The 21,378-nt window shown below is 51.6% G+C and carries 21 protein-coding genes; 9 read left to right on the top strand and 12 right to left on the bottom strand.

Annotated features, from left to right (window positions below):
• Window positions 1-19: 19 nt before the first annotated feature.
• The 3 genes from pgl to HRQ87_RS13600 all read right to left on the bottom strand — a co-directional run bounded on the left by pgl (window position 20) and on the right by HRQ87_RS13600 (window position 5,095).
• Window positions 20-691: a 6-phosphogluconolactonase gene (gene pgl / locus HRQ87_RS13610; protein WP_174138990.1), complete on the bottom strand. Its 672-nt coding sequence runs from the start codon at window positions 689-691 to the stop codon at window positions 20-22.
• Between the two features lie 14 nt (window positions 692-705).
• Entirely contained in the window at window positions 706-2,160 is a 1,455-nt protein-coding gene (gene zwf, locus HRQ87_RS13605; RefSeq protein ID WP_174138989.1) for a glucose-6-phosphate dehydrogenase, read from the bottom strand.
• A gap of 211 nt (window positions 2,161-2,371) precedes the next feature.
• The gene (locus HRQ87_RS13600) at window positions 2,372-5,095 is read right to left on the bottom strand and encodes an Rne/Rng family ribonuclease (RefSeq protein WP_174138988.1); all 2,724 of its coding nucleotides are present in this window, start codon (window positions 5,093-5,095) and stop codon (window positions 2,372-2,374) included.
• A gap of 600 nt (window positions 5,096-5,695) precedes the next feature.
• Here HRQ87_RS13600 and HRQ87_RS13595 point away from each other — a divergent pair.
• A complete protein-coding gene (locus HRQ87_RS13595; protein ID WP_174138987.1) occupies window positions 5,696-6,616 on the top strand; it encodes a Hint domain-containing protein in 921 nt (306 codons plus the stop codon).
• A 40-nt stretch (window positions 6,617-6,656) separates the two neighbouring features.
• Here the strand turns inward: HRQ87_RS13595 and HRQ87_RS13590 are convergent, their stop codons facing one another.
• The 6 genes from HRQ87_RS13590 to HRQ87_RS13565 all read right to left on the bottom strand — a co-directional run bounded on the left by HRQ87_RS13590 (window position 6,657) and on the right by HRQ87_RS13565 (window position 10,048).
• Window positions 6,657-7,562, bottom strand: coding sequence for a hypothetical protein (locus tag HRQ87_RS13590; protein ID WP_174138986.1), 906 nt, complete (start codon window positions 7,560-7,562; stop codon window positions 6,657-6,659).
• 110 nt (window positions 7,563-7,672) lie between these two features.
• Window positions 7,673-7,972: an FtsB family cell division protein gene (locus HRQ87_RS13585; protein WP_174138985.1), complete on the bottom strand. Its 300-nt coding sequence runs from the start codon at window positions 7,970-7,972 to the stop codon at window positions 7,673-7,675.
• Window positions 7,973-8,087: 115 nt separating this feature from the next.
• Window positions 8,088-8,747 (bottom strand): DUF1638 domain-containing protein, encoded by a 660-nt coding sequence (locus HRQ87_RS13580; RefSeq protein WP_174138984.1) that lies wholly within the window; start codon window positions 8,745-8,747, stop codon window positions 8,088-8,090.
• Window positions 8,744-9,079, bottom strand: coding sequence for a YbjQ family protein (locus tag HRQ87_RS13575; RefSeq protein WP_174138983.1), 336 nt, complete (start codon window positions 9,077-9,079; stop codon window positions 8,744-8,746). The genes HRQ87_RS13580 and HRQ87_RS13575 overlap by 4 nt, the downstream gene beginning before the upstream one ends.
• Window positions 9,060-9,278: a hypothetical protein gene (locus HRQ87_RS13570; RefSeq protein WP_174138982.1), complete on the bottom strand. Its 219-nt coding sequence runs from the start codon at window positions 9,276-9,278 to the stop codon at window positions 9,060-9,062. The genes HRQ87_RS13575 and HRQ87_RS13570 overlap by 20 nt, the downstream gene beginning before the upstream one ends.
• Window positions 9,279-9,343: 65 nt before the next feature.
• Window positions 9,344-10,048: a corrinoid protein gene (locus tag HRQ87_RS13565; RefSeq protein WP_174138981.1), complete on the bottom strand. Its 705-nt coding sequence runs from the start codon at window positions 10,046-10,048 to the stop codon at window positions 9,344-9,346.
• A 148-nt stretch (window positions 10,049-10,196) separates the two neighbouring features.
• Between HRQ87_RS13565 and HRQ87_RS13560 the strand changes: the two genes are divergently transcribed.
• Complete coding sequence (locus HRQ87_RS13560; RefSeq protein WP_174139048.1) at window positions 10,197-11,285, top strand: PA0069 family radical SAM protein; 1,089 nt, start codon at window positions 10,197-10,199, stop codon at window positions 11,283-11,285.
• A 4-nt stretch (window positions 11,286-11,289) separates the two neighbouring features.
• On the opposite strand, the gene bmt is transcribed toward HRQ87_RS13560, so the two are convergent.
• Window positions 11,290-12,306 (bottom strand): betaine--homocysteine S-methyltransferase, encoded by a 1,017-nt coding sequence (gene bmt, locus HRQ87_RS13555; protein WP_174138980.1) that lies wholly within the window; start codon window positions 12,304-12,306, stop codon window positions 11,290-11,292.
• Window positions 12,307-12,504: 198 nt separating this feature from the next.
• A complete protein-coding gene (locus tag HRQ87_RS13550; protein WP_174138979.1) occupies window positions 12,505-12,822 on the bottom strand; it encodes a DUF1476 domain-containing protein in 318 nt (105 codons plus the stop codon).
• A gap of 158 nt (window positions 12,823-12,980) precedes the next feature.
• Here HRQ87_RS13550 and purC point away from each other — a divergent pair, with 158 nt between their 5' ends.
• The 7 genes from purC to HRQ87_RS13515 all read left to right on the top strand — a co-directional run bounded on the left by purC (window position 12,981) and on the right by HRQ87_RS13515 (window position 20,067).
• The gene (gene purC, locus HRQ87_RS13545) at window positions 12,981-13,742 is read left to right on the top strand and encodes a phosphoribosylaminoimidazolesuccinocarboxamide synthase (RefSeq protein WP_174138978.1); all 762 of its coding nucleotides are present in this window, start codon (window positions 12,981-12,983) and stop codon (window positions 13,740-13,742) included.
• 17 nt (window positions 13,743-13,759) lie between these two features.
• Window positions 13,760-13,999: a phosphoribosylformylglycinamidine synthase subunit PurS gene (gene purS, locus HRQ87_RS13540; RefSeq protein ID WP_174138977.1), complete on the top strand. Its 240-nt coding sequence runs from the start codon at window positions 13,760-13,762 to the stop codon at window positions 13,997-13,999.
• Window positions 13,999-15,036 carry a zinc-dependent alcohol dehydrogenase family protein gene (locus HRQ87_RS13535; protein ID WP_174138976.1) on the top strand — a complete coding sequence of 346 codons (1,038 nt, stop codon included), beginning with the start codon at window positions 13,999-14,001 and terminating at the stop codon, window positions 15,034-15,036. Before purS ends, HRQ87_RS13535 begins: the two co-directional genes overlap by 1 nt.
• Before the next feature lie 9 nt (window positions 15,037-15,045).
• Entirely contained in the window at window positions 15,046-15,714 is a 669-nt protein-coding gene (gene purQ / locus HRQ87_RS13530) for a phosphoribosylformylglycinamidine synthase subunit PurQ (RefSeq protein WP_174138975.1), read from the top strand.
• A gap of 36 nt (window positions 15,715-15,750) precedes the next feature.
• Complete coding sequence (locus HRQ87_RS13525) at window positions 15,751-17,505, top strand: sensor histidine kinase (protein WP_174138974.1); 1,755 nt, start codon at window positions 15,751-15,753, stop codon at window positions 17,503-17,505.
• 8 nt (window positions 17,506-17,513) lie between these two features.
• Window positions 17,514-18,848 carry a sigma-54-dependent transcriptional regulator gene (locus tag HRQ87_RS13520; RefSeq protein WP_174138973.1) on the top strand — a complete coding sequence of 445 codons (1,335 nt, stop codon included), beginning with the start codon at window positions 17,514-17,516 and terminating at the stop codon, window positions 18,846-18,848.
• Window positions 18,849-18,951: 103 nt separating this feature from the next.
• A complete protein-coding gene (locus tag HRQ87_RS13515) occupies window positions 18,952-20,067 on the top strand; it encodes a serine hydrolase domain-containing protein (protein ID WP_217430456.1) in 1,116 nt (371 codons plus the stop codon).
• Here the strand turns inward: HRQ87_RS13515 and HRQ87_RS13510 are convergent.
• Window positions 20,064-21,374 (bottom strand): ATP-binding protein, encoded by a 1,311-nt coding sequence (locus tag HRQ87_RS13510; RefSeq protein ID WP_174138972.1) that lies wholly within the window; start codon window positions 21,372-21,374, stop codon window positions 20,064-20,066. The two genes, HRQ87_RS13515 and HRQ87_RS13510, sit on opposite strands and share 4 nt — an antisense overlap.
• Window positions 21,375-21,378: the final 4 nt, after the last annotated feature.

The raw sequence follows: 21,378 nt of genomic DNA, 5'->3' as shown, positions 1-21,378 counted from the left end.
CCCAAGTAATCTGATCACACTACTCCGCCCAATGCACCTTTGCATTTTGTAATACGGCGGCAACTGGCGCAGAGCCTGGATCCATCCTTTGCGCACGTTCAAGTGCGGCCCGTTTTTCAGCGCCCGTGATCACAATATGAGTGCTCATCGCGTCTTTCAGCACCCTTGCAGTCAATGTGATACGCAGCTCAGGTGCGCCGGGCGCGCGCATGGGCATTAGGATCGGCGCATCATCTGCCATTGCGTCAGCCAAACGGTCAGCGCCGGGAAACAGCGATGCAGTGTGCATGTCAGCGCCCATTCCCAACAGCAATACCGATAGCGGTAATTCGGGCGACAGCATTGCTTCAAGTTCCGGCAGCACGTCTTCGGGCTGATCAGACTTGGCATAAAGTGGCAGATACTTTGCAGCAGCAGCCCGTTCGACCAACAACCGTTCGCGTAACAGCCGCGTGTTGGATCGTTCGTGATCTTCGGGCACCCAACGTTCATCTGTCAGCATCACATGGACACGGTCCCATTCCAGATCCGCCGCACAAAGCACATCAAAAATCGGGCCTGGCGTCGTGCCGCCCGGAACAGCAAAGGATGCCCAATCATGGTTTAAAAGACAATTTTTCAGCTCACCCGCCAACTGATTGCCAAGATCCATCATCATCATTTCGACGTCGGGATATTCGATCAGTTCCATCGGTTCAGCCTTTCCTAAGTCTTGATTTCGCGCCAGCGGCGGTCATCGCGATGCATCAGCATCATGGCATCTTCCGGACCCGCACTGCCCGGCTCGTATGGTTTTGGCACATCATTTCGTGCCTCCCATTCGGCGATAACAGGATCAGTCCAGGCCCAGGCCGCCTCGACCTCGTCTCCGCGCATAAACAGGGTTTGGTTGCCCCGGATCACATCCATGATCAAACGCTCATACGCATCGGGTACATCTTCTGCATCCGGGCCAAGGGCGTCAGCAAAGCTCATGTCCAGGGGAACATCCAACAGGCGCATTCCGCCTGGGCCAGGTTCCTTAATCGTTACATCCAATGTCATGCCTTCGTTTGGTTGCAAACGGATGGACAACATATTGCGATGCCGTCCCTCTTCGGCCCCGAAAATCGAATGCGGCGCATCTTTGAACACAACGGTGATTTCTGAACTGCGCGCTTTCAGCCGTTTGCCAGTGCGTAAATAAAACGGGGTTCCTGCCCATCGCCAATTGCTGATATTCAGACGCATGGCGATAAAGCTTTCGGTAAAGCTGCGTAGGTTTTCCGCATCATCGCGATAGCTGTGACCATCAGGACCGTCAGCATACTGACCTCGCACGATATGATGATGATCAACTGGATCCAGTGCGCGTATCACTTTCAGCTTTTCATCCCGTACAGCATCAGGTTCGAATTTGCTGGGGGGTTCCATTGCGATCAGACACAATAGCTGCATCAGATGATTTTGAACCATATCACGCATCGCACCAGATTTATCGTAATACCCGCCACGTCCAGCCACGCCCACGGTTTCAGCAACCGTAATCTGAATATGATCAACATATTGGCTGTTCCACAACGGTTCAAACAGCATGTTTCCAAAGCGCACGGCCATCAGATTCTGGACAGTTTCTTTACCAAGATAATGATCAATCCGGTATACTTGGCTTTCGTCAAAATGTTCGGCCAAGGCTTGGTTTAAAGCCTTGGCAGATGCCAAATCACGGCCAAAGGGTTTTTCGACAACTATACGCACCGTATCATCTGCAAGACCGTGCTTTGTCAGACGTGCGGCAAGATCACCAAACAGTCCCGGCCCAACCGAGAAGTAATAGGCGCGCACAACATCTTTTCGTACCAGTTTGGCCAGATCAGCCCAGCCCCCATCACCGCGCGCGTCAATAGGAACATAATGAAGACGCTGCAGAAATTCTTCCAGCACATTCGCTTCACTGGCCGTTTTACCGCCAAATTCCGTCACAGCCACGCGAACAAAATCACGATAAGCGTCATTGTCCATCTCAGATCGTGCAGCGCCGATGATCCGTGCTTTTTCTGGCATCTGACCTGCACAAAATCGACGATACAATCCCGGCAGTATTTTTCGACGTGCCAGATCACCGGTTCCCCCGAAAATAATCAGGTCAAAGTTTTCGACGGGGATAACGCGTGAAACCATTCTGATCGGCCTCCGATGACTGTTAGCGATAACAAAACTGGCATACCCGGATCGTCACAGTTAGTCTAGCACCGGTTTTTGTCAGAACAACCACACATGTAAGAAATGCTTTGCGCAGACCTGCAAGCACTCCGCAATCTAAGGTAAAATCAACAATTCACAGAGGTACAAAGAAAAATACCGCGCAACAGGTGCGCGGTATTTCAAAGTGTTAGCGTCCCAGCGACCACCATCCCCGACGTTTGGGTTTGGAGGGATCTTCCGCTTTCGGCTGTTCCGCCGATGCCTCTGCAGGTTCTGGTGTCGCAGCCGCAACAACTTCGGCAATCGCAGCTTCGACATTTTCTGGCTCTTTACCAGGTTGCGATGCCAATTCAGTCGGAGTTTTCTTCCGGCCACGTGCCGGTTTCGCAGGCGCGGCGTCTTCCGGCGTCAGCTCCAGTGGCTCTGCTTTTTTAACAGTTTTTGCTGGTTTGTCTTCAGCATCAACTGGCTTTTCTGCAGTCTTGCGACGACGCGTTGCCGTTTTTCTAACCGGCTTCGCCTCTTCTTCGGAGGCAGCTTCCGTTGACGGATCTGCTGACACCTCAGCCTTCACCTCAGGTTCCGGCTTTTTACGGGGGCGGCCACGGGCACGCGGTTTTTTAGGCTTTTCTTCTTCAACCGCAACTAGTGCGTCTGGCTCAGTAACAGCGACGTCTTTCACATCAGACGCATCACTGACTTCAACAGGTTCAGCCGCAGGCTTTTGCGCCTCTTGATCCGCTTGAACAGCGTCAGTATTGCCCTGTTCCGTATCAGAAGATTGACTTTCACCATTGTTCCCGCGGCGGCGCCGGCGACGACGGCGGCGCTTTTTGGGTTGGGGCGCATCTTCTTCGGCTGTTTGTTCTGCAACCGCGACGACGGCGTCATCCTCTCCTTCTTCGACCGCATCATCAATATCTGCCATCAAAGACGCATCAACTGACACCACATTCGTTGCGGCAACGGCGACACTGCGGGTGGCCGTTTTGAATTTCTCAATCTCGAAATCAGGGCTGATCAGATGTGGATCACCTTCCACCCGAACCGAAAGCCCATAGCGACCTTCAATCTGGGCAATGTGTTCACGTTTCTGGTTCATCAGGAAGTTCGCAATCAGGACCGGGCATTTAACCAGCACTTCTTTCGAACGACCACGAACGCCCTCTTCTTCCAACTGACGCAAGATAGACAGACCAAGACTGTCAGCCGACCTGATCAATCCCGTTCCATGACACGACGGACACGGTTGCGTCGTCGCTTCGATCATGCCAGGGCGCAGACGCTGACGGCTCATCTCCATCAGGCCAAACCCGGAAATGCGACCCACCTGAATGCGCGCACGATCTGTTTTCAGCTTATCTTTCATCCGTTTTTCGACAGACGCATTGTTTTTACGTTCGTCCATGTCGATGAAGTCAATGACGATCAGACCGGCCAGATCGCGCAGACGCAATTGGCGCGCAACCTCTTCGGCGGCTTCCAAATTGGTTTTAAGTGCGGTTTCTTCGATCGAACCTTCCTTTGTCGCCCGGCCAGAGTTGACATCAATCGCCACAAGCGCCTCGGTCACGCCGATCACAATGTAACCGCCTGACTTGAGCTGAACGGTAGGATTGAACATCGCCGCCAGATAGCTTTCAACCTGAAAGCGCGCAAAAAGCGGCAGCGCTTCTGCGTATGGCTTTACGTTCTTGGCGTGCGACGGCATGATCATCTTCATAAAGTCCTTGGCCGTGCGATAACCAAGATCGCCCTCCACCAGAACTTCGTCAATCTCGCGATTATAAAGATCGCGGATCGAGCGTTTGATCAGATTACCTTCTTCATAGATTTTCGCAGGTGCGGTCGACTTTAAAGTCAATTCACGGATCTGTTCCCAAAGGCGCTGCAGGTATTCATAGTCGCGCTTAATTTCGGACTTGGTCCGTTTGGCCCCGGCCGTACGAACGATCAAACCGGCACCATCAGGCACATCAATTTCGTTCGCAATCTCTTTTAGCTTCTTGCGATCAACGGCATTGGTAATTTTGCGGGAAATTCCGCCGCCACGCGCCGTATTGGGCATCAGAACACAATAACGTCCTGCCAGACTAAGATATGTCGTCAGGGCCGCACCTTTATTGCCGCGCTCTTCTTTGACAACTTGAACCAACAGAACTTGGCGAACTTTTACGACTTCTTGAATTTTATACCGTCTTGGACGTGGCTTGCGCACGGGACGCATATCTTCAACATCATCGTCATCAGCAACGGATTCTATGCTGTCATCCTTTTCAGATGCATCTTTGACATCAGGCTGATCATCTTCATCATTCTGATCGTCTTGCACCTGTTCAGATGTCGTATCACCGCTTTGCACGTCTTCTGCATCATCTTCACTGCTTAAAGGCGTTTCAACGGGCGTTTCTGATACCAGCTCCATAGGAGAGCTGCCTTCGACGTCATCACCAAGATCGATTGTTTCCATACCAGAAATACGATCATTCTCGCCAGAAACATCTTTCGTTTCAATGGCATCGTCGCTTTTTACATCTTCGGCCTTGGTTTTAGAACGTGATCTGCGCCGACGTTTTGGTGCCGGCTTCTCATCCTCATCATCCTGCGCTTTCAGACTTTCAGCATAGGCCTTTTCTTCAGCCATCAAGGCTTCGCGATCAGCGACTGGAATTTGATAATAATCCGGATGAATTTCTGAAAACGCCAAAAATCCATGACGATTTCCACCGTAATCCACAAAAGTCGCCTGAAGCGACGGTTCAACCCGCGTGACTTTGGCTAGATATATATTACCAGCTAGCTGGCGTTTATTTTCAGATTCAAAATCGAACTCTTCAACTTTGTTTCCGTCCACCACCACAACGCGCGTTTCCTCGGCGTGGGTGGCATCGATAAGCATTTTCTTTGGCATGTTTTCCGTTCGCACCGCACAGCACATCTGTTCCCAGGGGGTGACAAAGCTTGTGGGTGACTATTTATGGCGATGCGCGTCGATCTACATACAGGAATGGGGAGGCCCGATAAGGCCTTCGTCCACTCATCCCGTCTTGTCGCGCGTGTCATCGCGTTTCTTCTCCGACGCCAGCAAAAGCTGCGGCGCCCATTTCTGGCCTGGACCTATTAGACTGTCGCAAGCACATTCTTTGGACCATAGGTCCGCTATCAATCTGTTCAGAGTGTCGTGATCATTTTGATCGGACGAAGTGTTGAACAGTGAAACTCAGTGTCGGTCACGTGTTTCGTCACCGATACGCTACACTAAAGCGAGTGCTGTCCGAATTACAATCACTATCTGTAAGCTATAGCACCGAAACGCCCAATTCGTGCCAACCTACGGAACAACAATTATATCGTAAGGCCATTGTACTTGATTTGTATATTAAGAATTTTGTTCAAAACTATTTTTAACCAAGACATTTGAAATGACCCTAAAGTTGTTAATTTACAATTTCTTGCTACCTAGGGGATTTTAAGGTAAGCTATCTTAAAGTTTTTAGTGGAGGCTTTTGCAATGCCAACAACGGTAAACGATCAGTCTTTTGGTGGTAATTTTGATCCGGGCTTTCCGCCAACATTTCCCGCAAATGTAACTGTTATTTCAATAACGATACTGGATTCAAATGATGATGGCCTTGTTACTTCAGGTAGCGGTGACCAAGTGAACGGCAGCGATGTCATCGCCGTTTACAATGGTGATACAGTTACAATTGGTGGCATTATAATCACCGGCGCAACAATCTATACTGCTGATGGTGGTCGTTACTTCACCCCAACAGATGGCACTATTCTAACTGATAGCACCGTAACAGACACTGGTTTTGTTACTGATAATACACAACTAACGTTACCAGAACTCCAGCCCCCATGCTTTACCGAAGATACTTTGATTACAGTTACGAATGGTTTCAAAAAGCTGGTGCAAGACCTAAAGGTCGGAGATCTGGTCAAAACAAAGGACCATGGGCTTCAACCAATAAAATGGATCGGCCGCAAAACAGTAAAAGGCACCGGCACCTTTGCGCCCGTGGTTTTTGAAAAAGGAGCGGTTGGAAATTCAAGACGGCTTGCCGTTTCGCCGCAGCATCGCATGCTTATATCTAGCTGGCAGTGTGAATTGCATTTTGGTGAATGTGAAATGTTATGCGCAGCGATCCATCTTTGCGATGATTTTATGGTTTGGCGTCAAGAATGCGAAGAAATCACATATTTTCATGTGCTTTTCGACAAACATGAAATTATCTATGCAGAAGACGCTGAGGCTGAAAGCTTTTATCCCGGTGAATATATTTGCAAGGCAGACCGCGAAACGCATATTGAGTTATACAACTTATTCCCTGAAATACCCTTTTGCTTACAAGACCATTATACAATATCCCGGCCTATTTTAACCGGACATGAAGCATCGCTAATAAATAGAAATACAATGCACTAGTATTGCGATACTTTTGGGATGATCACGATATAGAGAAGTGCTAATTCAGCTCTCTTGCACAATCCCGCTGCTCTGGGGTCTGACGGTGTTTTCCACAAAACGCATCTATCGTTTCCCGCCTCAGATCATAATAATCCAGTCTTTCAGGATACATTGTGTTTTCAGGGAATAGCGGCGGAAGAACCGCTTTACGTTGCATTCGGTATGTAAGGTAATCCGGCTTTAACTGATTCAATATGAGTTTTTGATCCGTTAAAGGCGCAGCCATCACATTAAGGATAAGCTTATCTTTCATCCCAAGTATAGTCGGAAACACCGGTAAATTTGGTTCAATTGACGACGTCTTAGTCAGATAATACGGTTGGCGCGCCAAAATCACGTAATCAAAAACCGGGCGCGCAGGAAGTTGATTTTTTTCTATAATATTAAGCGAATGACCATTCTCAACATGCCGCCATTGCACCAAATCTATAGTCGCTAAATCAATTGGTTCGCTAAAATCCAGCTCTACGACAACATCAGGTGGCATAACCCAAACCGCTGATCTGTTTTTCAAAGCGCTAATCGCATCGCAAATATCGCTCCAACAGCGATCCGATGTCGTAATGTAAAGGATTTGCTTTTCTCTCAGATCGGGCAGATCCTTTTTGATTTCAGCGCGTTCGACCTGGGGCGTCTGCCATGACATCAGTGTGACATCGATCAGTGGATACAGGATTGTAAGTACAAAAACCAAACCACCCCAAATCGAAAATGCGCGCCACATTCCTTTGATGGCAAAAACCAGTAATGCGACTGCCGTCACCAGATACAAAATCAGCATCGCCAAAGCCATCATAATGAAATCGCCAAGACCGCTATAACCGCCTGTCGCCTCAGCCAAGACTGCAACAACAGAAAGGAAAAGAAGGAAAACAGCTAGAAAATAACTGAAAAAATGCTTCATCGTTAAATAACTCCAGACATGTTAATAAAGAGATTAACGCACCAAGTTTGGTATATTAAAAGCAAAATGTCGTAAAATCGTTTGGTATAAGCGACAAAGTTGCGTGGATTTCAGCGAATAACGACTTCATCCGTACGGATCAAACCAAGCACGTTACGCGCCTGTTCATCCAATAAATCAAGATCCAGAAAATCATCTGACAATCGGCGTGTTTTATTTTCTAAAACCGCCAGTTCCGACTGCAAAATATCCAATTGTCCTTGCAATATTGCAGCATCCGCATCAATTTCGGCCCTTTGAAACAGCCCATAATCGCCCTGAACAGCGGCAAAGGTGAAATACAACCCAAGCGAAAACGCAACGGTGAAATATATAAATACGCCCAAAGCCGGGCGGCTGCGGTGGGTCATCTTTTCTGCCTCATCCCGCCTCTTGCGGACGGATAAATAACGTTATGCCACAGCCGATTCCGCATGTGAATCCCCTAAATTTAATAAGCAAAAGCGCGCTGTTGTAAAAATACCGTCAGGAGTAATGAGCATTGGGCGCTTTGAGCGATGCCATCACAGTCTGCAAATCACCGTACCCTGTCACGCGATGTTCAAAGGTAAGATCAAGCCGATCTGCACAGTCGCGCGCCTTTTCGACCAATTTCGGATCATTCGTCTGCGCCTGATACACCAGTTTTTCATAATTCCCGAAATACGTATCACGCAACTCGGGATGTCGGTCCAACCCCAAAGGCTTCCAGACAAACGCATCAAACTGACGCACCAGAAAGTCGGTCAGATAAAAGGCCGTAAATTCCGTTTCTGTACGTTCCGCAAACTGCGCATTCCCTTCGAAAAAGGAATAGCAATGTGGTCCGGGCACCATTTCGACGCCCAACGCATCGCAGGTCGCGGCCAACTGCCCCCCTGTGCCGCAATCGGCATAGACGACAAAAATCTGATCATATTGCGACCTGTGACGCAGAACAGCATCAGACACAGCATCCGGAATGCGATCGGGATGATTGTGCAGAATGGCGGGCAAACAGGTCAGATCAAGGTGATCCCAGGCGTTGATGCGTTTCAGGGTCAGAATTTCATGGGCCAATGCACCGCAGGCAATCAGCAAAACCTGCCCTGCGGACGGATCAAGCGCCAGCCCGTCGGTTGTCAGTTGCTGATCATCAAGGGTCATTTTAGCCGGACTGCGGTGCCATAGCACATCACCTCGGATGCGCCTTGCTGAATGGTGGATGTTTCCATGCGCACCGCCAGAACAGCGTTTGCACCGAACAACGCGGCCTGATCAATCATGCGATCATAGGCTTGTTCGCGCGCGCCCGCCAAAAGGGCTGCATATTCTTTGACCTCACCGCCCACAAGGCTGCGCAGGCTGGCGACTATGTCTGATCCAAAATGTTTCGCGCGCACAGTGGATCCGCGTACAAGACCAAACACTGCCTCAACCTCGCGTCCAGGAACGCTGTCGGTTGTGACGACTAAAATATCATTTTTCGATACTGTCATAATGATCTTCCTCAGCATTTCCGACCCGGTCCGCAACAACACGCCAGATAACATATCCAACAAGAATAGCAGGGATCAGGACGACAGGCCCAATAAACGGAATTTGGAACATCGCGATCAGCAACGTACCAAGCCAAATAGTTACAGCTGCACCACCAATGACGCAGCCGAGAATAAGAACAAATTTATCCAAAGGCATCTCAGTCTCCTTACCCAAAACATATGGGGGCAGATCTGCCCGGTTTGAAGATGTATTGCCCCGGATTACCCTGCAGATAGCTGGTTGTGCTTGCGGGCCATAAAGCTTTTCGCCGTTTCCACAGCCACAGCCGCATCACGACAATAGGCATCCGCCCCAATCGCCTTGCCAAACTCTTCGTTCAGTGGCGCGCCACCCACAAGCACCGTATAGTCGTCGCGGATACCTTTTTCGACCAGCGTATCAATAACGACCTTCATGTAAGGCATGGTTGTGGTCAACAGGGCGGACATGCCCAAAATATCGGGTTGTTCTTTTTCCAGCGCCTCAAGATAGGATTCAACGGCGTTGTTGATGCCCAGATCGACGACTTCAAAACCAGCACCTTCCATCATCATCGACACAAGGTTTTTACCGATGTCATGAATATCACCTTTGACAGTTCCAATCACCATCTTACCAACACGCGGCGCACCGGTTTCAGCCAGCAATGGCTTGAGAATTGCCATGCCGCCCTTCATCGCACCAGCCGCCAGCAGCACCTCAGGGACAAACAGAATACCATCGCGGAAATCATTACCCACGATTGTCATGCCGCCCACCAAAGCTTCGGTCAGAATACGGTATGGTTCCCACCCGCGTTCAAGCAGGATATTGACGCTTTCCTCAATCTCTTCCTTCAGACCATCGTAAAGGTCGTCAAACATCTGCTGAACAAGGTCTTCATCATTCAGTTCAGACAGGATGATTTCATCATCTTCTTCAGACATGGTCTAATCTCCAAGCGGGTCTCTTACTGTAAGATTTGGTCGCAAAAGGTATATATAACCTTTCCAATTGCGACATCAGTCGCGTCATCACCGACGAAAGGTGATGATGATTATGGTAAATGTTCTCTTTATGTTCTATATTTGCTGTATGAGCCAGTTTGACCCTTATCGCCTGCCGAACCTGCGCCGCCGCGGACGCGCATCTTTGACCAACAAGCCCGGTCGCTTCGAAGAACACAGTCGCGAAGCGGTGGATGACGGCTGGGACAATCCCGATGATCTGCCCCCCCTTCGAACCGAAGTGCGCATTGAAACGCCGCGCACCGTGATCAGCCGTAATACATCGCCCGACATACCGTTTGATCGGTCGATTAATCCTTACAGAGGGTGCGAACATGGGTGCATCTATTGTTTTGCGCGACCCACGCATGCCTATCTGAACATGTCGCCGGGGTTGGATTTTGAAACCAAGCTGATTGCCCGGCCCGAAGCGCCAGAGCTTTTGGAAAAAGAACTGTCGTCCAAACGATATAAGCCCCAGACGATTGCGATTGGTACGAATACCGACCCCTATCAACCGATTGAAAAACAGCACGAAATTATGCGGCGCATTCTTGAAGTGCTGAATGATTTCAATCACCCCGTTGGCATTGTGACCAAAGGCATGCTGATCGAGCGCGATGCCGATATTCTGGGCGAAATGGGGCGCAAGGGATTGGCTAAGGTTGGCATTTCCGTCACGACGCTGGACCCGAAACTGGCCCGCCTGATGGAGCCGCGCGTGCCTTCCCCCGCCCGCCGTCTGACGACAATCCGCAAATTGACCGACGCAGGCTGTCCGGTGCGCGTGATGGTGGCGCCAATCATTCCGGCGCTGACAGATCATGAATTGGAAGCCATTCTTGATGCAGCCGTCGCAGCCGGGGCCGAGGCTGCAAGCTGGGTTATGCTGCGCCTTCCCCGCGAAGTCAGCGGACTGTTTCGCGATTGGCTGTCCGAACATTTTCCAGATCGTGCTTTGCGCATCATGGGCCACGTTCGCGCGATGCACGGCGGACAGGATTACAGCGCTGAATGGGGCAAACGGATGCGCGGCGAAGGGGCCTATGCCAACATCATCGCCCGACGTTTTCGCGTGGCGTCCAAACGATTGGGATTGGACCGCGAAGTTTCGCCATTGCGCACGGATCTGTTCGCCATTCCGCCGCGTTCGGGTGATCAGCTTTCGCTGTTCTAACATTTTACCCGCGCGCCCGACTGCGGCGTGTGGTACGCGCCGGTGGCGCCTTGCCATCGGTCCCGTCCGAGGCCGATGAAAATCCACCAAGAGCTTCGGTAATTTGATCAAGCGTTGGACGTGGGCCTTTTGGCCGCGTCTCTAATGCCGCGCGCATCTTTTGCAGATGATCCGGCATTGTTCCACAACACCCGCCAATGATCGTTGCCCCGCAATCGCGTGCCAGACAAGCGTAATCAGCCATGAGATCAGGTGTGCCGTCATAATGAATATGACCGTCCACGTATTTCGGGATACCTGCGTTGCCCTTTGCGATCACGGGCACTTCTGGTCCGCGCGCGCTGAAGCCCAAAATAGTACGCAACAAATCAGATGCCCCAACCCCGCAATTGGCGCCGAACGCAAGTGGTGCATTCGGGATTTTACCGACCAGATCCACCAAACCTGAAGATGTAAGTCCCATCATCGTGCGTCCGGCGGTGTCGAAACTCATTGTTCCGCACCACGGCATGTCGGCCAGTGCAAAGGCTTCGGCGGCAGCTTTATATTCTTCGGGCGCTGAAATCGTTTCGACCCAAAGCACATCTGCGCCGCCCTCTTTCAGACCTTCGGCCTGTTCATGAAAAATCTCAACTGCGGTTGCATGGGTCAGACTGCCCATTGGTTCCATGATCTCGCCCGTAGGGCCAACAGACCCCGCAACAATCACTGGATGATCTGCTGCGTCGGCCACATCACGACCAATTTCCGCTGATATGCGGCTTAATTCACGCGCCCGTTTTTCCGCACCATGCAATTTCAGTCGCGATGCATTCCCGCCAAAAGAGTTCGTCAGAAACAGATCACTGCCTGCATCAACAGCCCCCTTGTAAAGCGCCTTGATCCTGTCAGGGTGTTCTTCGTTCCACATCTCGGGCGCATCGCCGGATGACAGGCCCATGTTGAACAGGTTCGTCCCCGTTGCGCCATCAGCCAAAAGCCAGTCGCGAGTTTCAAGAAGGCGGGTCAGGGCATTGGTCATCGGTGGCTCTTTCACATATTAATAAGCGGGATACAGTCGCCCATATCCCGATTGGGCGCTTGTGTCATGACGACAAACAGCAAGCAAATGCAATGTCGTCATAATGATAATGAATTATAGTCAAATTGAGGCACGTTTCAGTGCCTTTTTATGGTATGTTCGCCTGAACTGTGTAAGGTAAATCCCAAACGGCAGCGATCAGCTGACTTCATCCATGATCTGACCCTTGGCGACGGCCATCAGTTCAATCATCTTTGTGCGAATGGTGGCTTCATTAGCTTTGTCGCCAAGATCGCCGGACACTTTGCGATACACATCTTCATCGCCAATCTCTTCCATATCCGACTTCACAACTTCCTGCGCGTATGCAGCAGCCTCATCACCCGATTTCCCCATTAGTTCTGCTGCCCAAAGGCCCAACAATTTATTGCGCCGTGCATCGGCTTTAAACTGCATATCTGCATCATGTGCGAATTTGTTTTCAAATGCGCTTTCGCGATCGTCAAAGGTGGTCATGCCATCATTCCCTTAAAGGTTCTCGTTCTTTTTGTGATATGCCCTTCCCAAAGCTGTCTCGCAACCCCTTGGCTGTATCTTGCGAGACCAACGCGCTTGCCGTATGACAACATCAGCCGCATTGGGACTCGCCCCGGCACGGCAAGATCGGAGTAATGATGGCACGGCGTAAGAAGATTTATGAAGGCAAAGCTAAAATTCTGTATGAAGGCCCGGAACCGGGGACTTTTGTGCAGTATTTTAAGGATGATGCCACCGCCTATAACGCGGAAAAACGTGACGTGATCGAAGGCAAGGGCGTGTTGAACAACCGTCTTAGCGAATTTTTCATGACCGGTTTGAACCACATTGGTGTGCCCACGCATTTTCTGAAACGCATCAATATGCGTGAACAGCTGATCCGGTCGGTTGAAATTATTCCGCTGGAAGTCATCGTGCGCAATTTTGCCGCCGGAACAATCTCCAAGCGTTTGGGGCTTGAGGAAGGCACCGCCCTGCCCCGCCCCATTGTGGAATTCTGTTATAAAGACGATGCCCTTGGCGATCCATTGGTTAGTGAAGAACACATCATCGCCTTTGGCTGGGCCAGCCAGCAGGACATGGACGACATGGTAGCGCTTGCGTTGCGGGTAAACGACTATATGTCCGGCCTGATGTACGGCGTCGGCATCAAACTGGTGGATTTCAAGATTGAGATCGGTCGCGTTTGGGAAGGCGACTATCAGCGTCTGATCATCGCCGATGAAATCAGCCCCGACAGCTGCCGTTTGTGGGATATTGAAACAGGTCAAAAACTGGACAAAGATGTCTTTCGCCGCGATTTGGGCAATCTGACCGATGCCTATACCGAGGTCGCGCGGCGTCTGGGCGTTATGCCCGCGAATGCGACCCATATGCCAAAACCAACATTGATTAACTGAAAGCCAAGGATCCTGGAATGAAAGCACGTGTCCATGTCATGCTGAAAAACGGCGTTCTTGATCCGCAGGGTGAAGCGGTACGTCACGCCTTGGGATCGCTTGGGTTTGACGGCGTCAACGGCGTGCGTCAGGGCAAAGTGGTTGAGCTTGATCTGACCGAAAGCGATGCGGCCAAGGCCGAAGCACAAGTCAATGACATGTGCGAAAAGTTGTTGGCGAATACTGTCATCGAAAGCTACCGGGTCGAGATGATTTGATGCGCGCAGCCGTCCTGCGCGCATATAACGAAGATTTGTCGCTGGAAACTGTGGCCGATCCTGTCTGCCCCAAAGACGGGGTTGTGTTAAAAGTCGAAGCCTGCGGCGTGTGCCGATCAGACTGGCATGGCTGGACTGGTGAACACCCGCGTGTAAAGCCTGGGCAAATTCAGGGTCACGAATATTGCGGAACCGTGGTCGAAGCGGGACCATCCGCGCGTTACAAAATTGGCGACCGGCTGATTGCTCCTTTCATTCTGGCTTGCGGCAGTTGTCCGTCGTGCCAATCAGGCCATCAACCGACCTGCCCCAATCAGCGACTGCCGGGCTTTGTTGAACCGGGGGCTTTTGCTGAATATATCCCCGTACCTCTGGATCATAATCTGGCACTTTTGCCCGATAGCATATCCCCAAAAATCGCTGCAGGCCTTGGGTGCCGTGTGACCACAAGCTGGCATGCGTTGACTGGGCGCGCCGCTTTGCAGGCCGGCGAATGGCTGGCCGTGCATGGCACAGGCGGCGTTGGACTGTCGGCAATGCTTCTTGGCCGTACCCTCGGCGCGCATGTCATCGTCGTGGATATCGTGCAGGAAAAGCTGGATCATGCGATGTCACTGGGGGCCACGGCTGCTGTGAATGCAACCGATGGCAATGTGGCGCAAGCGATCAAGGACATCACAGGCGGCGGCGCGCATGTGTCTGTCGAAGCTTTGGGAATTGCGCAAACAGCCAACGCATCCATTGAATGTCTGCGCCCCATGGGACGGCATGTGCAAGTGGGTATGCCCGTCGGCCACACCGCCCGGATGGAGATCAACATGAGTGCTGTTTATCAGGGCAATCTGGCCCTTTACGGCACACGTGGCATGCCCCCATGGCGCTATCCCAGTCTGCTTGGGCTGATCGAACGCGGCGACGTGGATATGGCCCCGCTTGTTGCACGCGAAATCCCTCTGTCAGGTGCCAGCGATGAACTGCGCGCCTTTAACGGCCCCATGCCGCCCGGCGTTGCCGTCATTACCGATTTTCAGAATTAGGAGTATCCCATGAAAGCTGCCGTCGTCGTTTTTCCCGGATCAAACTGTGACCGCGACATGGCCGTGGCACTCAAGGCCGCAGGTGCTGATGTCACTATGGTCTGGCACAAAGATGCAGACCTACCTGACGGTACAGACTTTGTCGCTATCCCTGGCGGATTTTCCTTTGGCGATTATCTGCGCTGCGGTGCGATTGCCGCAAAATCACCGATCTGCAAAGCAGTGATCAACCATGCAAACCGTGGCGGATATCTTTTGGGGGTTTGCAATGGCTTTCAGATTTTGACCGAAACCGGCCTGTTGCCCGGTGTTCTGATGCGCAACGCAGGCCTGAAATATATCTGCAAATACATCGGGCTTGAGGTTGTGACTTCAAACAGTGACTTCACCCATGGCTATAATGCAGGCGATATTCTAAGCATTCCGATTGCCCATCATGACGGCAATTATGTCGCCGATGATACAATAGTGGCGCAGCTGAAAGATCAGGATCGCGTGGCCTTTAGCTATACGGACAATCCGAATGGATCAGTCAGCGATATCGCAGGCATTTTATCAGAAAACCGCCGTGTGCTTGGCATGATGCCCCACCCGGAACGCGCCGCAGATGATGGCCACGGCGGCACCGACGGCAAAGCAATGTTTCGCGCAATTGTTGATGCGGTTGTCACGGCCTGACTTGGCATCGCGCGCACAGCAATCTAAGCTTGATGCATGGTGATACAGGTCGATCAGGATCAAGGCGACGGCGACAGAACATTTTCCTGGCGGATCAGAATCGCGCTTGGCGTTCTTGTCACGCTGGCTGTCATCACAGTCTGGATGACAAATGTTCTGCTGACGGAACGGTTCACAGAAAATACGCGCAACCGGGCCGATGTGCGTCTTGCCCTTTACACCGGCAACCTGATTGCCGAGCTGGAAAAGAATGCGATCATGCCAGGGTTTCTTTCGACAGATCCATCATTGATCAGCGCACTGAATTCGAAAAATTACCGGCACACATCACAGCGTCTGCTTGAACGTGTCGAAAATACAGGCGCTGCATCTGCGATGTTGCTGGATTTGGATGGACGTGTTGTTGCATCGACAGATCGCGGCCAACTTGGATCGTCCTTTCGGACAGAGCCTTTTTTTCTGGATGCCCTGCGTGCCAATGACACCATTTTTAAAGCTGAAAGTCGCGAAATCGGCGGCTTTCGGTTCACGCATTCATTGCGGATCGAACAGCGTGGCGCGGTCATTGGTGTGATCGTTGTCGAAGCTGATTTACAAAAATTCGAACGCAGTTGGGCAGGCATCACAGATGCCGTGATGGTGACGAACAGCTCAGGTCAGATTGTTCTTTCAACAGAACCCCGATGGCGTGGCCTGCAAGTGGATGAAGCGCTTGATCGCCAAACACCGCCCTCGGCCATTGCGCGCGCCATTCAGGCCACGACAGACTGGCCATCAGCCGATACCTTTATCGCAGGAGAGCCAGTGATGCGCATGCAATCGCGTGTCCCGTTTCAGGGATGGCAGATCACAACATTCACCAGTTATAATTCGGTGCGTGAACGGGTTAACGGCGTTCTGGCGCTGGAAATCATGGGCTTTGCGATTCTGTTGGCGCTGACGTTTTATGCCGTTAGCCGAAAATCTGCGACTCTGGCGCGGGTTTTCCAAATGGAAACAGCACAACTTCGTCGGCTGAATGACCGCTTGCAGCGGGAAGTTGCCGAACGTGAACGAGTTGAAAAAAGCTTGGATGCAGCCGAACAAACCCTTGCCCAAAGCTCTAAGCTTGCCGCCCTTGGCGAGATGTCAGCAGCGGTCAGTCACGAGTTGAACCAACCTCTGGCGGCGATGAAAACATATCTGGCCGGTGCCAGCCTTTTGCTGCAACGCAAACGCCCCGATGAAGCCCTGTCATCATTCCAGCGGATCGACGATCTGATCGAACGAATGGGGGCGATCACAAAGCAGCTGAAAAGCTATGCGCGCAAGGGCGGTGATGCGTTTGAGCCTGTAGATACAAGGTTTGCGGTGTCTTCTGCACTGTCCATGATGGAACCGCAGCTGAAGACCCGTAGTGTGAAAATCACCAAAGCAATGCCATCTGATCCCGTCATGGTCATGGCCGACCGGCTGCGTCTGGAACAGGTGATCATCAACCTGTTGCGCAACGCATTGGACGCCACAAAAGGCGAAGATGATCCGACTATCGACATCCTGCTTAGCGCCGGTGATACAGTCGTTCTGAGTGTGCGTGACAACGGCAGTGGGATCGAAGATCTAGAGTCCCTGTTTGAGCCATTTTACACCACAAAGCAGCCAGGCGACGGTGTGGGCTTGGGTCTTGCCATATCCTCTGGCATCATAAATGACTTAGGTGGGCGGTTGACTGCAAAGAATGCCGCCACAAAGGGGGCAGTTTTTGAAATACAGCTGCCTATTTTAACTGAAGACATCGCAGCAGCGGAATGAGGCCCCATATGGTCCGACCTATGAAAATCGCAATCGTGGACGACGAACAGGATATGCGCCAATCCATCAGCCAGTGGCTGGCGCTTTCAGGATACGAAACCGAAACCTTCAAAAGCGCAGAAGACGCGCTGAAAGGCTTGGGAAATGATTACCCAGGTGTCGTCGTTAGTGACATCAAAATGCCCGGCATGGACGGCATGCAATTTTTGAAACGACTGATGAGCGTCGATAGCGCATTGCCCGTCATTATGATCACTGGTCACGGCGATGTGCCCATGGCCGTGGAAGCCATGCGTGTGGGGGCTTATGATTTTCTTGAAAAACCATTTAACCCCGATCGCATGTCCGAACTGGCCAAAAAGGCCACGCAAGCCCGTCGTCTGACATTGGATAACCGCGCTTTGCGGCGTGAACTCTCAGATGGATCTGCGCTGATCAAAAAGCTGATCGGTGCATCCCCAATTATGGAGCGTCTGAAAGAAGACATTCTGGATTTGGGTCAGGCTGATGGGCATGTTTTGATCGAAGGAGAAACCGGCACAGGTAAAACGCTTGTGGCCCACGCCCTGCATGCGGTTGGCGCGCGGGCGACAAAGAAATTCGTGCTGGTCAGCTGTGCTGCCTATTCCCAAGATGAACTGACCAAAAAGCTTTTCGGTCCGATGGAAGATGGCGACAGCCTGCCTGCCATTGAAGAGGCCCGCGGCGGCACATTGGTGCTTGAGGATATCGAGGCACTGAGCGAACCACTACAAGCCCGCTTGCTGAACATTATCAATGACCAGGGCACGCCTGCCGAAACCCGCATAATCGCGATTTGTAATTTGCAGGAACAGGGGCGCACGTGTGAAGATACTCTGCGTCCCGATCTGTTTTACCGCCTTGCCGCTTTGCGGATTACGGTGCCACCCCTGCGGCAGCGCGGCGAAGACATCCTGTCGCTGTTCACACGGCTTAGCGACCAGTTTGCAGATGAATATGGCTGTGATGCCCCACAGGTCAGTGCCCAGGAAGCTGCACAGTTGTTGCAAGCCCCCTGGCCCGGAAATGTGCGCCAACTGATCAATATCGCCGAACGCGCCGTTCTGCAAAACCGGCGCGGATCGGGATCGATCACTTCGCTGCTGATGGCCGATAATGAAGAAGCCCAACCCGTCATGACGACCGAAGGCAAACCGCTGAAGGAATATGTTGAGGCATTCGAACGCATGCTGATCGACAACACCATGCGCCGTCACAAGGGCAGCATCGTCAGCGTCATGGAAGAACTGTGCCTTCCGCGCCGGACCTTGAACGAAAAGATGGCAAAATACGGCCTGCAACGGCCTGATTATCTTGGTTGAAATCATTGCTGGCATCTTAGGGTGCCAGCATTCCTGCTGACAAAATCACTGCACGACAATCAGTAATCTGGTATGCCAAAATGGCTATATCAAAGGGGTCGTGATGATACAGACTTTGACAAGACGCCACATTATAAAGCTAAGCGGCGCAAGTGCGATTGGCACAATGGCCGCGCACGTTTTGACCGCAGAAACATCTCAAAACTCTTTGAACATCGGCAAACGCATTGATCTGGCCTATCAGTCAGGTGTTTTACAGGATTTGCATGCGGTACTGGTCTTGAGCGGGAATGAAACGGTAACGGAACGGTATTTTAGCGGCACAGATGAAAACTGGGGCCGTCCTTTGGGCAAAGTGACCTTTGGCCCCACGACTTTGCATGATCTGCGGTCTGTCAGCAAAAGTATCACCAGTCTGCTATACGGCATCGCGCTGGATCAGGGCAAAGTCCCCGCGCCCGATACACCCTTGTTGACTGCGTTTTCTCAATATTCGGACCTTACCAATGACCCAAAACGCGCAAGCTGGACCGTCAGCCACGCCTTGAACATGATGCTTGGAACCGATTGGAACGAAACCATTCCCTATGATAATCCGGCCAATAGTGAAATTGCGATGGAACGTGCGCCTGACCGGTATCGCTTTATTCTTAGCCGCCCGATAATAGCTGACCCGGGCACACGCTGGAATTATAACGGCGGTTGTACAGCCCTTATTGCATATCTGATTGAACAGGGTACTGGACAGTCATTGGACGAATTTACCAAACAGCATTTATTCAGCCCGCTTGGTATCACACAGTTTGAATGGAACCGCGGGGATGATGGCGTTATTTCGGCGGCATCCGGTCTACGCATGACGGCCCCTGATCTTGCGCGGATCGGTCAGATGATCCTGGCGAACGGACGTTGGAACGACCGTCAAGTCGTACCAGAGCAATGGATCAAAGCGTGCCAGACACCGCAAGCCACTTTGCCATCAGGGATGCGCTATGCGAACCAATGGTACCTGTCCCGACAACCTGCAGTCGCGCCCGATACAGCCCGCCACAGCATGATGTCAGCGCATGGAAACGGTGGGCAAAGATTAATGATTTTTCCTGATCTTGATCTGGTCAGTGTCATGTATTCCGGCAGATATAATCAGGGGGATGACTGGATAAATCCAACGCTGATCCTTTGGCGGATTATACTTGAAGATGTAAACCAACAACGCTAACGCGCTAAAACCAGATCCGCCTTTAGACCGCCCAGTGTTTCACTTTCGCCAAGTCGAAGTGCGCCGCCGTGTACACGTGCAATATCATTGGCGATCGACAGACCAAGGCCCACGCCAGATCCCTTGTTCTGATTGCGCCCCGGTTCAAGCCGCGTAAAGGGCTTGACCGCATCCTTACGATTGGCGCTTGGGATACCGGGGCCGTCATCTTCGACAGTGATACGCAGCGCATTATCCATCAATGCGACCGATACATCGGCACGGGTTCCATATCGCACGGCATTACCAATCAGATTGTCAATGGCCCGCCGCACAGCCGTCGGGCGCATCATCACATGACCTTGACCACTGACTGATATCAACTGGACTGCATTGCCCGATCTTTTCGCATCTTCAACAATTTGCCGGGTCAAGGCGATTGGATCGGTTTTCTCAGGCGCATCACTGGCATCATCACGGGCAAAATTCAGGAATTCATCCAACATCCGTTGCATATCACTGATATCACGCTGCATTGCCTCCACCTCTGGGTCGTCAATCATCGACAGCCCCAGCTTTAATCGCGTCAATGGGGTACGCAAATCATGGCTAACCCCAGACAGCATTAACGTGCGCTGTTCGATTTGCCGTTCAATCCTGTTGCGCATGTCCAGAAATGCATTTCCCGCAACACGAACCTCTGCTGCACCCGACGGCTTATAGGTCTGCACTTGCCCTTTCCCGAATGCCGTTGCCGCATCCGCCAGCCGTTTGATCGGGCGCAGCTGGTTGCGCAAGAAAATAAAGGCAATCACCGTCATCAGGATTCCGGTAAACACCATCCAAACCAATAACTGGTGCGGGTTAGACGCAGACACGCGCCGCCTGTCAAAATTAACCAGCAGTGTGCCGTGTCGCGTTTCAAGCTCAACCAGCACACGGCGGTTTTGACTGGCCAGATCAATTGTACCAACCTCAGGTCGGTTATTGCGCAGAGTGGAAATCACCGTTAGCCCTGTGAAATCATACCAAAGCCGCGCAGGCGAAAGTGCAGGCGCATCAAACTGAACCCGCAACGCCAATGGATCCGCAAGCCGTGCGGCTGCAATCATTGCAGCTTCTTTGTTTGGCGCCTGCTGAACTTCCTGTAAAAGATAATCAACTTCAAGCCCAATATTTCGGGTCATCTGGTTGGTCACATCTGCAAAGTGACGTTGAATAAACCCAATCGAAAAGGCAATCTGCAACACAAGTATAGGCAGCACCAAAATCAAGGCGGCTCGGCCATACAGGCTGCGCGGTAAATAATTTTTAAGCCAACCAAACATGGAT

It is taken from the genome of Parasulfitobacter algicola (assembly GCF_013315265.1).
Taxonomy (GTDB): domain Bacteria; phylum Pseudomonadota; class Alphaproteobacteria; order Rhodobacterales; family Rhodobacteraceae; genus Parasulfitobacter; species Parasulfitobacter algicola.
Note: the sequence above shows the minus strand (reverse complement) of the source record. Positions and strands in the feature narration are given on the sequence as shown.

What these genes read in the sequence shown, in the direction of transcription:
- pgl (WP_174138990.1), bottom strand. Translation starts at nt 691, where the DNA reads ATGGAACTGATCGAATATCCCGACGTCGAAATGATGATGATGGATCTT.
- zwf (WP_174138989.1), bottom strand. Translation starts at nt 2,160, where the DNA reads ATGGTTTCACGCGTTATCCCCGTCGAAAACTTTGACCTGATTATTTTC.
- HRQ87_RS13600 (WP_174138988.1), bottom strand. Translation starts at nt 5,095, where the DNA reads ATGCCAAAGAAAATGCTTATCGATGCCACCCACGCCGAGGAAACGCGC.
- HRQ87_RS13595 (WP_174138987.1), top strand. Translation starts at nt 5,696, where the DNA reads ATGCCAACAACGGTAAACGATCAGTCTTTTGGTGGTAATTTTGATCCG.
- HRQ87_RS13590 (WP_174138986.1), bottom strand. Translation starts at nt 7,562, where the DNA reads ATGAAGCATTTTTTCAGTTATTTTCTAGCTGTTTTCCTTCTTTTCCTT.
- HRQ87_RS13585 (WP_174138985.1), bottom strand. Translation starts at nt 7,972, where the DNA reads ATGACCCACCGCAGCCGCCCGGCTTTGGGCGTATTTATATATTTCACC.
- HRQ87_RS13580 (WP_174138984.1), bottom strand. Translation starts at nt 8,747, where the DNA reads ATGACCCTTGATGATCAGCAACTGACAACCGACGGGCTGGCGCTTGAT.
- HRQ87_RS13575 (WP_174138983.1), bottom strand. Translation starts at nt 9,079, where the DNA reads ATGACAGTATCGAAAAATGATATTTTAGTCGTCACAACCGACAGCGTT.
- HRQ87_RS13570 (WP_174138982.1), bottom strand. Translation starts at nt 9,278, where the DNA reads ATGCCTTTGGATAAATTTGTTCTTATTCTCGGCTGCGTCATTGGTGGT.
- HRQ87_RS13565 (WP_174138981.1), bottom strand. Translation starts at nt 10,048, where the DNA reads ATGTCTGAAGAAGATGATGAAATCATCCTGTCTGAACTGAATGATGAA.
- HRQ87_RS13560 (WP_174139048.1), top strand. Translation starts at nt 10,197, where the DNA reads ATGAGCCAGTTTGACCCTTATCGCCTGCCGAACCTGCGCCGCCGCGGA.
- bmt (WP_174138980.1), bottom strand. Translation starts at nt 12,306, where the DNA reads ATGACCAATGCCCTGACCCGCCTTCTTGAAACTCGCGACTGGCTTTTG.
- HRQ87_RS13550 (WP_174138979.1), bottom strand. Translation starts at nt 12,822, where the DNA reads ATGACCACCTTTGACGATCGCGAAAGCGCATTTGAAAACAAATTCGCA.
- purC (WP_174138978.1), top strand. Translation starts at nt 12,981, where the DNA reads ATGGCACGGCGTAAGAAGATTTATGAAGGCAAAGCTAAAATTCTGTAT.
- purS (WP_174138977.1), top strand. Translation starts at nt 13,760, where the DNA reads ATGAAAGCACGTGTCCATGTCATGCTGAAAAACGGCGTTCTTGATCCG.
- HRQ87_RS13535 (WP_174138976.1), top strand. Translation starts at nt 13,999, where the DNA reads ATGCGCGCAGCCGTCCTGCGCGCATATAACGAAGATTTGTCGCTGGAA.
- purQ (WP_174138975.1), top strand. Translation starts at nt 15,046, where the DNA reads ATGAAAGCTGCCGTCGTCGTTTTTCCCGGATCAAACTGTGACCGCGAC.
- HRQ87_RS13525 (WP_174138974.1), top strand. Translation starts at nt 15,751, where the DNA reads ATGGTGATACAGGTCGATCAGGATCAAGGCGACGGCGACAGAACATTT.
- HRQ87_RS13520 (WP_174138973.1), top strand. Translation starts at nt 17,514, where the DNA reads ATGGTCCGACCTATGAAAATCGCAATCGTGGACGACGAACAGGATATG.
- HRQ87_RS13515 (WP_217430456.1), top strand. Translation starts at nt 18,952, where the DNA reads ATGATACAGACTTTGACAAGACGCCACATTATAAAGCTAAGCGGCGCA.
- HRQ87_RS13510 (WP_174138972.1), bottom strand. Translation starts at nt 21,374, where the DNA reads ATGTTTGGTTGGCTTAAAAATTATTTACCGCGCAGCCTGTATGGCCGA.